This is a genomic window from Microbulbifer thermotolerans, from assembly GCF_001617625.1.
Taxonomy (GTDB): domain Bacteria; phylum Pseudomonadota; class Gammaproteobacteria; order Pseudomonadales; family Cellvibrionaceae; genus Microbulbifer; species Microbulbifer thermotolerans.
In genome coordinates this window covers 244,524-256,365 of sequence record NZ_CP014864.1, presented here as the reverse complement: position 1 = coordinate 256,365, position 11,842 = coordinate 244,524, and the positions used below count along the sequence as shown (strand labels likewise).

General features: G+C 58.4%; 8 protein-coding genes. All 8 read right to left on the bottom strand.

Translation table 11 applies throughout. The annotated features are described in order from the left end of the window. Window positions 1-14: 14 nt before the first annotated feature. Window positions 15-4,463: a glutamate synthase large subunit gene (gene gltB, locus A3224_RS01085; protein ID WP_067150346.1), complete on the bottom strand. Its 4,449-nt coding sequence runs from the start codon at window positions 4,461-4,463 to the stop codon at window positions 15-17. Between the two features lie 292 nt (window positions 4,464-4,755). Then, window positions 4,756-5,841: a 3-dehydroquinate synthase gene (aroB, locus tag A3224_RS01080; RefSeq protein ID WP_067150343.1), complete on the bottom strand. Its 1,086-nt coding sequence runs from the start codon at window positions 5,839-5,841 to the stop codon at window positions 4,756-4,758. Window positions 5,842-5,937: 96 nt separating this feature from the next. Then, complete coding sequence (locus A3224_RS01075; protein ID WP_074902189.1) at window positions 5,938-6,453, bottom strand: shikimate kinase; 516 nt, start codon at window positions 6,451-6,453, stop codon at window positions 5,938-5,940. Between the two features lie 235 nt (window positions 6,454-6,688). Continuing rightward, window positions 6,689-8,893: a type IV pilus secretin PilQ gene (gene pilQ / locus A3224_RS01070; RefSeq protein ID WP_067150340.1), complete on the bottom strand. Its 2,205-nt coding sequence runs from the start codon at window positions 8,891-8,893 to the stop codon at window positions 6,689-6,691. A gap of 2 nt (window positions 8,894-8,895) precedes the next feature. Next, the gene (locus tag A3224_RS01065) at window positions 8,896-9,423 is read right to left on the bottom strand and encodes a pilus assembly protein PilP (RefSeq protein WP_082817342.1); all 528 of its coding nucleotides are present in this window, start codon (window positions 9,421-9,423) and stop codon (window positions 8,896-8,898) included. Further along, window positions 9,420-10,040 carry a type IV pilus inner membrane component PilO gene (locus A3224_RS01060; RefSeq protein WP_067150333.1) on the bottom strand — a complete coding sequence of 207 codons (621 nt, stop codon included), beginning with the start codon at window positions 10,038-10,040 and terminating at the stop codon, window positions 9,420-9,422. Before A3224_RS01060 ends, A3224_RS01065 begins: the two co-directional genes overlap by 4 nt. A 12-nt stretch (window positions 10,041-10,052) precedes the next feature. Then, window positions 10,053-10,628, bottom strand: coding sequence for a PilN domain-containing protein (locus tag A3224_RS01055; RefSeq protein WP_067150330.1), 576 nt, complete (start codon window positions 10,626-10,628; stop codon window positions 10,053-10,055). A 1-nt stretch (window position 10,629) separates the two neighbouring features. Continuing rightward, the gene (locus A3224_RS01050; RefSeq protein ID WP_067150327.1) at window positions 10,630-11,706 is read right to left on the bottom strand and encodes a pilus assembly protein PilM; all 1,077 of its coding nucleotides are present in this window, start codon (window positions 11,704-11,706) and stop codon (window positions 10,630-10,632) included. Between the last annotated feature and the right edge of the window lie 136 nt (window positions 11,707-11,842).

Genomic DNA, 11,842 nt, shown 5'->3' with positions numbered 1-11,842 from the left:
ATCCATCACCCCCCTTATTCACCGCGTTTTTGCACATCGGCCAACAGGCCGGCGAGGCTCGCGGCCTTGGGTTTAACCAGCCAGAACTTGCTCAGGTAATCGTCGAAGTTATCCAGCAACTCCGCGCCCCATTCACTGCCGGTCTCCGCGGCATACTCCTCGATCACTTCGCGCAAGTGGCTCTGATAGGGCTCCAGTGTTTCGCTGCTGATACGCCGCAGTTCAATCAACTCGTGGTTGCACTTGTCGAAGAAATTGCGCTTCAGATCCAGTACGTAAGCAAAGCCTCCGGTCATCCCGGCACCGAAGTTCACCCCGGTGTCTCCCAACACAGCGACCATACCGCCAGTCATATATTCACAGCAGTGGTCGCCGGCACCTTCCACCACCGCGAAGGCGCCGGAATTGCGCACGCCGAAACGCTCGCCAGCACGCCCGGCGGCGAACAGTTTGCCGCCGGTGGCACCGTAGAGGCAGGTATTGCCGACAATGCTGGTTTCACGGCTGGCAAAGGCGCTGCCCGCCGGCGGGCGGATCACCAGCTTGCCGCCGGCCATACCTTTGCCCACATAGTCGTTGGCATCCCCTTCCAGATACATCTCCAGACCACCGGCATTCCAGACACCAAAGGATTGACCGGCAACCCCTTGCAAATGCACTTTGATCGGTGCGTCTACCATTCCCTGGTTGCCATGGCGCTTGGCGATCTCACCGGATAGGCGCGCTCCTATTGACCGGTCGCAATTAGTGATTTTGTAGCTGTACTCGCCACCAGACAGGCCCTCGATCGCCGGCAGTATCTCCGCCACCATTCGCTCCGCCAGCTCGCCCTTGTCCCACGGCGCGTTTTTCGGCAGGCGGCAGATTTGTGGCTTGCTGTCGAGCAGTGGGTCGGAGTGCAACAGCGGCGACAAATCCAGTTTCCGCTGCTTGTCCGTCTCACCATCGAGCACACGCAGAAGGTCGACACGGCCGACCAGCTCATCGATCGTGCGAACACCCAGGCGCGCCATCCACTCGCGGGTCTCCTCGGCCACAAAGCGGAAGAAGTTCATAGCCATTTCCGCGGTGCCGATGTAGTGCTCATCGCGCAGGTCCTTGTTCTGGGTGGCGACACCGGTAGCGCAGTTGTTCAGGTGACAGATGCGCAGGTATTTACAACCCAGCGCCACCATGGGCGCGGTCCCAAAGCCGAAACTTTCAGCGCCGAGTATCGCCGCCTTGACCACATCCAAACCTGTTTTGAGGCCGCCATCGGTCTGCAACCGCACCTTGTCGCGCAGGTCGTTGGCGCGCAGCGTCTGGTGAGTTTCCGCCAGGCCCAGCTCCCAGGGCGAGCCGGCGTAGCGAATAGAGGTAATGGGGCTGGCGGCAGTGCCGCCGTCGTAGCCGGAGATGGTGATCAGGTCGGCGTAGGCCTTGGCCACCCCCGCGGCGATAGTGCCGACACCGGGGCGCGACACCAATTTCACGGACACCAGTGCATCCGGATTGACCTGCTTGAGGTCAAAGATCAGCTGGGCCAGGTCTTCGATTGAATAGATGTCGTGGTGCGGCGGCGGCGAGATAAGTGTCACGCCGGGCACGGAATAGCGCAGCCGCGCGATCAATTCATTCACTTTGCCGCCGGGCAGTTGGCCGCCCTCGCCGGGCTTGGCACCCTGGGCGATCTTGATCTGCAGCACCTCTGCGTTGACCAGATAGTGGGGGGTGACGCCGAAACGGCCGGATGCTACCTGCTTGATCTTGGAAACCTTATCGGTACCAAAACGCGCCGGGTCCTCACCGCCCTCACCGCTGTTGGAGCGGCCGCCGAGCCGGTTCATCGCCTGCGCGAGGGATTCGTGGGCCTCCGGCGACAGGGCTCCGAGGGACATGGCGGCGGAATCGAAGCGGCGCAGAATATTCTCCACCGGCTCCACCTGGTCCAGGGGAAGCGGCTCTACCTCCTCTTTAAACGCCAGAAGATCGCGCAAGGTCGCCACCGGGCGCTTGTTGACCAGTTCAGCGTATTCGCGGTAGGCGGCATAGTCGCCTGTGCGCGCGGCGCGCCGCAGCGTGCTGACCACATCCGGGTTGAAGGTGTGATACTCCTGGCCCCAGACAAATTTGTGCAATCCGCCCGGAGAAACCGGCTTGCGGGCCTTCCATGCCAGCTTCGCGCGCGCGGCCATATCCGCCTGCAGCTCGGCAAAACCCGCACCCTGGATACGGCTGGGCGCGCCCGGGAAGCAAAGATCCACCACTTCCCTGTCGAGTCCCACCAACTCGAACAACAGGGCGCCCCTATAGGAGGCCACGGTGGATATCCCCATCTTGGACAGTATCTTCAGCAGTCCTTTGACGATGCCTTTACGGTAGTTCTTCTGCGCCTCGGCCGCGTCCAGCAACAATTCACCGGTTTCAATCAGGTGATTGATGATGCTGTAGGAGAAATAGGGGTGCACCGCTGTGGCGCCGACACCAATTAGGCATGCAACCTGGTGGGCATCGCGGGCACTGGCGGTATCCAACACGACATTGGAGTCGCAACGCAGACCGGCGTGCACCAAGTGGTGGTGCACGGCACCGGTGGCCAACAGGGCATCAATCGGCAGCCGGTCCTCGCGGATTTCCCGGTCGGACAGCACCACAATCACGGTGCCGGCGCGCACTGCAGCCTCCACATCAGAGCAAAGCTTTTGAATGGCCCCCTTTAGGTCCAGCTGCTGCGGGTCGTAATTCAGGTCAAAGATCTTGGCCTCAAAGCCGGGCCGATCCAGATTCAACAGCGCGGTGAATTTGATGTGCGACAACACCGGCGAGGCCAGAATAACCCGGTCGGCGTGTTCCGGCGTTTCCTCGAAGACAGACTTCTCCCGCCCCAGGCAGGTCTCCAGGGACATCACTATGGTTTCCCGCAGCGGATCTATCGGCGGGTTGGTAACCTGAGCGAACTGCTGACGGAAATAGTCGTACAGGGAGCGGTTGTGGCGCGACAGTACCGCCATGGGGGTATCGTCCCCCATGGAACCCACCGCTTCCTGACCGGCCTCGGCCATGGGGCGGACCACATTGTTGCGCTCTTCCAGGGAGGAGCTGAACAATTTCTGGTAGACCTTAAACTGCGCAAAGGAAAAGTTGTTGTCCACTGGCGCAGTGACCAGCGTGGAGCGGATGCGCTTGGCCTTCTCCTTCAACCAGCGTTTATAGGGCTGGGAACGCTTGAGCATGTTGTCGATATCGGCAGTGTGCAACAACTTGCCCTCGCGGGTATCCACCGACAGCATCTGTCCCGGGCCCAGCCGCCCCTTAGCGACAACGTCTTCCGGCGCATAGTCGTAGACACCGATTTCACTCGCAACGGTAATCAGGTCATCCTTGGTGATCACCCAGCGGGAGGGGCGCAAACCATTGCGGTCCAGGGTGCAAACGGCATAGCGGCCATCGGTCATCACCAGGCCGGCAGGGCCGTCCCAGGGTTCCATGTGCATGGAGTTGTATTCGTAGAAGGCGCGCAGATCCGGGTCCATGTCCTCGACATTCTGCCAGGCCGGCGGCACCAGCATACGCACCGCCCGGTGCAGCTCTATACCCCCGGCGAGCAGCATCTCCAGCATATTGTCGAGACTGGAGGAGTCGGAGCCCTCGCGGTTAACCAGCGGCGCCAGTTCCGTGAGCTCCGGGATGAGAGGCGTACAGAACTTGGGCGTACGCGCCACTGACCAGTTCCGGTTGCCAGTGATAGTGTTGATCTCACCGTTGTGCGCCAGCAGGCGGAACGGCTGTGCCAGCGGCCAGCGCGGCATGGTGTTGGTGGAAAAGCGCTGATGGAATACACAGATGGCGCTTTCCAGCCGCGGGTCCGCCAGTTCGGGAAAGAATTTCGGCAAATCCGCCGGGATCATCAAGCCTTTATAAGACAAAACCCCGGTAGACAAACTGGCGATATAAACGCCTTCACCGAGCTGCTGCTCCGCTTTGCGCCGGGCGACATAGAGTCGCGCGGTGAATTTTTGCTCACCCAGCGGTTCTTCGGCGTCGTTGACCAACAGGTGTTCAAAACGCGGCAGAGACTCCCGCGCTATGGGGCCCAGGCAGTCCGGGTTGGTGGGTACGGGGCGCCATCCAGCCACACGCAGGCCCTGGGCTTCCAGTTCACGCGCGAGGGTTTCCCGCGCGCTCTGCGCAGCGGCCTCATCCAGGGGCAGCATAATGGCGCCGACGGCGTAGGTATCGGTCAGCTCCGCGCCACAGACATCGCGCGCCTCGGCGCGCAGAAACGCATCGGGTTTCTGCAGCAGGAGGCCACAGCCGTCACCGGTCTTCCCATCGGCGGCAATACCGCCGCGGTGTGTCATGCAGGTCAGGGACTCGATGGCGGTCTGCACCAGCTTGTGACTGGCCTCGCCCTTCAAGTGTGCGATCAGACCAAAACCGCAGTTGTCCTTGAACTCATCCAACCGATACAGACCGCTACCCATAGAATTCCTCATCTTTATCGTTGCGGGATCTCCGGAGCCCCAGGTCCGCGTGCCGCGGTTGCTGTCACCCCAGACAAAAAAAGCCCACTAGCGGGGCTTTTCCTTGTTTCTTGTTGGCATTTTGCTGCCCCCGGTTTTTCGGAGGGGGCGCGCAATATTACTGGCGGGCAACTGCAATTGCAAGAATTGCCAGATTTTTCTCCTGCCTGCTACATAAAAAACAGATTTATCTTCTTTCTCTATAAAAATCCGTCAAAAAATCCTCAGCATTGCAAAGTTTGCAGGCTATTTGTCATACGGCACCGCAATTCCGAAGCGCTTCTACCAGCAACTCCCGCGGGGTGTCGTCGACGATTTGCGCCGTTCCCAACGCGCGCAGCAGTACCAAACGAAGGCGACCGTCCAAGACTTTCTTGTCCACCGCCATGGCGTCGAGGAACTGTTGCACTGCCATACCTTCCGGGGCTGCCAGGGGAAGTTCCGCGGCAGCCAGCAGAGCGCGGATACGCCCTACCAAGCCGGCATCGATATCGCCGCGCAGACTGGACAACTCCGCCGCCATCACCATGCCGGCAGCCACCGCCTCGCCGTGCAGCCAACTGCCATACCCTTGTACCGCTTCGATCGCATGACCGAAGGTGTGCCCAAAATTCAGTATGGCGCGGCGCCCGGACTCCCGCTCATCCTCCGCCACCACTGCGGCCTTGTCTCGGCAACAGCGATCCACCGCATAGGCCAGTGCCTCGGGTTCACACGCCAGAAGACGCGGCATATTGCCTTCCAGCCATTCAAAGAAAGGGGCGTCACAGATAAGGCCGTATTTGATGACTTCAGCGATCCCTGCCGCCAGCTCCCTTTTTGGCAGGGTGCTCAATGTATCCATATCGGCCAGCACCATGCGGGGCTGGTAGAAAGCGCCGATCATGTTCTTGCCCAGGGGGTGGTTGACTCCAGTCTTGCCGCCAACGGAGGAATCCACCTGCGCCAACAGCGTTGTCGGCACTTGCACAAAATCAACACCCCGCTGGTAGCAGGCGGCGGCAAAACCGGTCATATCCCCGATTACGCCGCCACCGAGTGCGATCAGAGTGGTCGTGCGGTTGTGGCGCCGCTCGAGTAGCAGGTCGAAGATCCGGTTGAGCGTATCCAGGGTTTTGAAGGTCTCACCGTCAGGCAATTCGATGGTGTCCACCTTGTCGAAATCCGACAAGCCCTCGAGCAGCCGCTCCAGGTACAGGGGCGCAACAGTCTCATTGGTCACCACGCAGACCTGCCTGCCGCGGATATAGGGGAGGAGATATTGCGGATCACCCAACAACTGCGATCCGATCACGATGGGATAGCTGCGATCTCCCAGTTCCACATTCAGACTGTGCACTGCGCCCTCCTAATGACATTCCAACATTTCCGGTGCAAACCCACGGGCGGCCGCACCGCGGGCAGGAGGGCACTTTAGCACAGGCGTGGAACCGGGCTAATCACTTACCAGCCGCTCAGCCACCATAAGGGCGGCTTGTTTCGGTGTGCAATCGTCGGTATCGCAAATAAGGTCCGCCACTTCCCGGTAAAGCGGATCCCTCTGCTCCAGCAATTCGATAATACGCGCGCGGGGATCGGCCACCCGCAGCAAAGGGCGATTGGAATTCTTGGCGGTACGCTCGAGCAATTGGTCCGCGCTCGCCTGCAGATAGACGACCAATCCGTGTTTTTTCAGCTGCCGGCGGTTTTGCTCTGCGAGCACTATACCTCCGCCGGTAGCGATCACCTGCACGGGCCCCCGGCATAGATCCTCGAGCACTTCGCTCTCACGGCGCCGGAAGCCCGCCTCACCCTCGACATCGAAAATCCAGGGGATATCGGCACCGGTGCGATCTTCCAGCACCTTGTCGGTATCCGCGAAAGGCAGACCCAACTGAAGCGCCAGCAGTTTTCCGATAGTGGACTTGCCAGCCCCCATGGGGCCGACGAGAAAGATAGAGTGTTCGATCACGTAGTGTCTTAATTTGGAGCGTTTTTTCTACGATACACTAGGCGGCAAGAATAAGCAGCCTCGCTGTTGGGCATGCTTGACTCTAAGTGTTTGGGAAAGCTCGTGTGGGACTAGCTCGGTTCCCGCTCTCAGCCGGCGGGTCTTCTCGGCATTGCACCTATTTTGAGTGTAATAGGTGAAGGGGCTGCACATCCTTGTGCCTGACGACCTGGTATCCCTACCGTCGTGGCAATCACTACTTGGAGAAGAAGAACTCGTCTTCCATTATCCGCGGCGTGATAAAGATCAGCAGCTCGCGCTTGTCATTCTGGCGGGTGCTCCTCTTAAACAAGTGGCCCAAATAGGGGATGTCCCCCAGTAGCGGCACCTTGGTCTCACCTTCGATTACCTGGCTTTCAAAAATACCACCGAGTACCAACGTCTCCCCGTTGCTGACCAGCACCTTGGTCGAGAGGGTATTGACGTTAATAGCCGGGATCTCGCTACCGGTTGCCAAGTCGGTATACAGTTCGCCGACGCTATTCTGGTCGATCTGCAGGTCCATGATGATGTTGTTGTCCGGCGTAATCTGCGGCGTCACACTCAGCTGCAGCACCGCCTCGCGGAAAGTCACCGATGCAGCCCCGGAGGAGGTGGCCTCCAGATAGGGGATTTCCACACCAGACTGGATAGTGGCCTCTTGCTTGTCGCCAGTCATCACCTTGGGCTGGGAGACAATCTCCGCCTTACCCACATCCTCCAACGCCGACAATTCCAGGCCCAGATAGAAGTTGTCTTTCAAGATCGCATAGGCAATGCTGCCAGCCGACTCCGTCAATCCTAAGTCCACCAAGGGCGCGCCGTGCGTACTGACTGGCGAAGAGACGCTTGGCCCCGAACCATTACCAGTAACAGTGCCAGAATCCTGGGTTCCAGAACCAATACCTATCTTGTCGTCATCAATATTGTGGCTTTCGACGTAGTTCCACTGCACTCCAAAGTCCCGCTGGAAATCCGAGTTGGCGTTGACGATGCGCGCCTCGATCATGACTTGGCGGATGGGAATATCAATGGCTTCGATCAGTTCGCGGAACTGGGCAATCTTCTCTTCAGTGTCTGTCAAAATAATTGTGTTGGTGCGCTCGTCGACAATGGCACTACCACGGGACGAGAGGATGCTGCGCTGGTCATCGTCCTGCCGACCACCGGCAAAATTGCCCTGATTAAATCCACCACCCTGCTGTTGACCAGAGAAGAGCGTAAACAGTTCGCGCGCGTCGGCGTAACGCACGTGGATATACTCGGTATGCAGCGGAGCCAGCTCTTCAAGCTGCTTGCGAGTTTCCAGCTCCTGGCGCTCGCGCTCAGCAATTTCCGCCGCCGGCGCCACCATAATCACATTGCCCTCCTGACGTTTGTCCAGCCCCTTGGCTTTCAGGATCAGATCCAGCGCCTGATCCCAGGGTACACCGTCGAGACGCAGGGTGATTCGGCCACTGACTGTATCGCTGGCCACCAAGTTGAGGTCAGTGAAGTCCGCGATCAGCTGCAGTACGGAACGCACTTCAATATCTTGGAAGTTCAGCGACAGCTTCTCGCCAGTGAACTGGAACTCTTTCTGTTTCTCGCGTATTTCCGCCACCGTGAGCGGTTTGACGCTCAGCACATACTCACCGTCCGCCTGATAGGCCAGGTAATCGTAATCGCTGCCTGAGGGCTCCACCGAAATCACAGAGTTGCGGCCGTCATAATCGACGGTGATGGTTTTGACCGGAGTCGCAAAATCGGTGACATCCAGACGCTGGCGCAGAGACTCCGGCAAATCCGCGCCGAGAAAAGTCAGCATAATCTTGCCGCGGGTACGCTCGACATCGATATTCACCGCCGGGTCCGTAAGACTCACTATCAGCTTGCCTTCACCCGCTTCACCGCGGCGGAAATCCACATTGCGGATGGCCACATCCCCCGCGGCCCGGAACTGCTTCTGTCCACCAAGATTCAAGCCCTGATCATGGCTTGGCGTTACCGGAGCTGCGGCCACGGAAGCCGTTGTCGCGGAGTCCGCACCTATCTCCATGATAACTTGGTTACCTTTGCGTTCGCTGGTATAGACCGGCAGTTGATCCAGATTGACGATCAGGCGAGTGCGGTCTTCACTGGAGACCACCACGGCGCTGCGCGCACTGCCGATACCCAAAGAATACTTTTTCTCTGGCAGCGCGCTCTCCACACCGGCAAAATCCATCACTATGCGGGCCGGCTGCTCAATAGTGTATCCGGTGGGTTCCGGCGGCAGATCACTGAACGTGAGCCGCAACTGTACACGGCCTCCGGGCAGCTCGGAAAACTGGATGTCGTTTAGCTGGTTGACCTGAGCCGACGAAACCGCTGGGATCAGCGCCAAACTGAGCAACAGAACCCGAAAGAGAGCCATTAACCTGGCGAGTTGCGTGTTGATCATTATCAGTTGTCCTTCTCTTCCAAAGTCAGCGCCCGCGGCCTTTCGATCCAGCCACCGGTGCCATCCGGTACGATTTCCAAAACATCAATCTGGGTTTCTGAGGCGTTGACCACCCGCCCGTGGTTCTTGCCCAGATAATTGCCGACGGTGATTCGGTGAATACCACCCTCGCCGTCGTCGATCAGCGCCCAGAGCTGGCCGCCCCTGGACAGGGTTCCCACCATGGACAAGGCATCAAAATTGAAGCGTTCTAGCAGTTCCCGCTGGCGGTTTAAGTCTGGTGCCACATCGAGCTTGCGCCCCACCAACCGCTGTTCAGACTCCAGCACCGGACGGCTGAACGGACTGCGCTGAGCGGCCGCACTGTAGACATAGGGGCTGTATGGCGTGAAGGTAGGTATCGGTTCTATCTGCCCCTTCGGCTTGTGTTTAACCGCGGCCATTTTCTGCCGCAGGTCACTGTGGTCGCCGTCGAGCGCGCAGCCGGCCAGAGTCAGCAGGACCGAGACAAGGGCAATGCGTTTCATCATCCCTCTTCCCCCTGATCCTTGTAGCGATAGGTCTTGGCATTGATGACCATACTCAGCAATGCACCGCTGTCTTTACTTGTCTTGATATCAAAATCATGCAGGGTGACGATGCGCGGCATACCTGCGATACCGCTGACGAAAGCCCCAAATTCGTGATAACCGCCTTCCACCTCGATGCGGATGGGCAGCTCAACATAAAATTCGCCGACCTGCTCATTCTCCAGCTGCACCTTTTTAATAGTGAGCCCACTGCCGCGGCCATACTCGTCGATATCCTCCAGCAGCCCCGGTACCTCTGTGTCCTTGGGAAGCTGTTTCAACAGAGCGCCAAAGATATCTTCCATTTCCGCCAGCTGTTCGCGATAGGCATCCAGGTTGGCCGCCTCGAACGACTTGCGCTCGAACTGTGTAAACAGTTCCTGTTCCTTGTTGGCGGCCAGCTCCAGCTGTTGATAGCGATCGCTGATCAAGACGTAATAACCTCCGGCAATCAATACGGCAGCGATTACGATCAGCAATGCCACGCGCCCGGCCAGAGGCCAGACTCCCACGCGCGAGAAATCGATATCGTTGATATCGAGCTCGTTAAGTTTTTTGAGCGTATCCTCCAATGCCATGGTCGGGCCCCTTTAATTTCCCGCGTCAGCTTGTTCTTCGTCTTTTTTGCGCCCGCTGACATTGACAGTCATCTGGAAAGCGCTGGCCTGTTCGCCGAATTCAGGCCTGGCGGTCACTCCCGTGAGGTTGGGGTTTTCATACCAGTCGGACTGATCCAGATTGCGCATAAAGGAGGAAACCCGGTTGTTGGATTCCGCCACCCCGGCGATTTGCACCGCATTACCTTTGCGCGCCAGGCTGGTCAGCCAAAGCCCTTCCGGTGCCGCCCGGACCATCTCATCGAAATAGCGCACGGCCAGCGGCCGGTTGCCCTGCAACTCTTGGATCACGCGCATGCGGTCAATCAACTCCTGCCGGCGCTTCTTCAACTCCTTGATTTCGCGCACCTGCTTGTTCAGCGTATTGATTTCCGTTTGCAGTATCTGATTGCGCTCATTTTGATTGGCAATTTGACCGTCGACGGTCTTCATCCACAGAAACAGGGAAAAGCCGGCTGCCATTACCACCAACACGGCTACCTGTTGGAACTCTTTCTGTTTTTGCGCCCGATATTCCTGACGCCAGGGGAGTAGGTTGATCTTCGCCATCTCAGTACTCCTTCTCCCGCATCGCCAGGCCGGCGGCAATCATCAGCGACGGAGCTTCGCTGGCCAGCGCCTGGCTGTTGACCCGAGAGGCCACCGCCATATCGAGGAAAGGATTGGCCACCAATGTCGGCTTGTTGAGTTTCTGACCGACCATATCGGCCAGTCCATCCATCGCCGCTACACCGCCGCCAAGCAGTATGTAGTCGACGTCGCTGTAGGAAGAGGACGAGTAGAAAAATTGTAGAGAGCGCGTGACTTGTTGCACCACGGCATCGAGGAAAGGCTCCAGCACCTCCGGATAGTAATCGTCCGGCAAGCCGCTACCGCCCTGGCGCTTGGCTAAACCGGCCTCTTCCGAAGACAGACCGTAACGGCGCTGGATTTCATCGGTTAGCTGGCGGCCGCCAAACAACTGTTCGCGAGTGTAGACGGTCTTGCCGTCCACCAGCACCGAAAGCGCGGTCATCGTCGCGCCAATATCAATCACCGCAACCACCAGTTGCTCCTGGGGCGGGAACTGGCGCTCCATCAGTGTGTAAGCCCGTTCAATCGCGTAGGCTTCCACATCCACCACCCCCGCCTGGAGTTCAGCTTCGGTCAGAGTGGAAACCCGCTGCTCGACCGTCTCGCTGCGACAAGCGGCCAGCAGAACTTCCACTTGGCCCTCGCCTTTGGCCGATGGCCCCTGCACCTCAAAATCCAGGTTTACTTCGTCGAGCGAAAAAGGAATGTATTGTTCTGCTTCCAGCGCTATCCGGGCCTCCAGATCATCATCGGAGAGATCCGCTGGCATTTCCAGAGTTTTGGTAATCACCGCGGAGCCGGATACAGCCACTGCCGCCTGGCGCAGACGGGTCTTGGAACGGCGCACTACCTTGCGGATAGCCTCCGCGGTCGCGCCCACGTCGTTGATATTTTTGTCCACCACCGCATTGGGCGGCAGAGGCTCCACGGCATAACACTCGACCCGATACCGGTCGCCGTTGCGACTGAGCTCCAGCAGCTTGACAGCGGTGGAGCTGATATCGAGTCCCAGCATGGCCTTGGGGCCTTTGTTGAGGAAAGGGAGCATCCCCATTTTTCTTATCTTTTCCGTGGGTTATGAGAATTTGATGTTATAGCACTTTAAATTACCGCCGCAACCATCAATTGCATAGGTAACAGCGCACAATATTCGTATAATCAACATTGTATTATCCGAAAAAGTTCAGAAG

What these genes read in the sequence shown, in the direction of transcription:
- A3224_RS01065 (WP_082817342.1), bottom strand. Translation starts at nt 9,423, where the DNA reads ATGATGAAACGCATTGCCCTTGTCTCGGTCCTGCTGACTCTGGCCGGC.
- A3224_RS01055 (WP_067150330.1), bottom strand. Translation starts at nt 10,628, where the DNA reads ATGGCGAAGATCAACCTACTCCCCTGGCGTCAGGAATATCGGGCGCAA.
- pilQ (WP_067150340.1), bottom strand. Translation starts at nt 8,893, where the DNA reads ATGATCAACACGCAACTCGCCAGGTTAATGGCTCTCTTTCGGGTTCTG.
- A3224_RS01060 (WP_067150333.1), bottom strand. Translation starts at nt 10,040, where the DNA reads ATGGCATTGGAGGATACGCTCAAAAAACTTAACGAGCTCGATATCAAC.
- gltB (WP_067150346.1), bottom strand. Translation starts at nt 4,463, where the DNA reads ATGGGTAGCGGTCTGTATCGGTTGGATGAGTTCAAGGACAACTGCGGT.
- A3224_RS01050 (WP_067150327.1), bottom strand. Translation starts at nt 11,706, where the DNA reads ATGGGGATGCTCCCTTTCCTCAACAAAGGCCCCAAGGCCATGCTGGGA.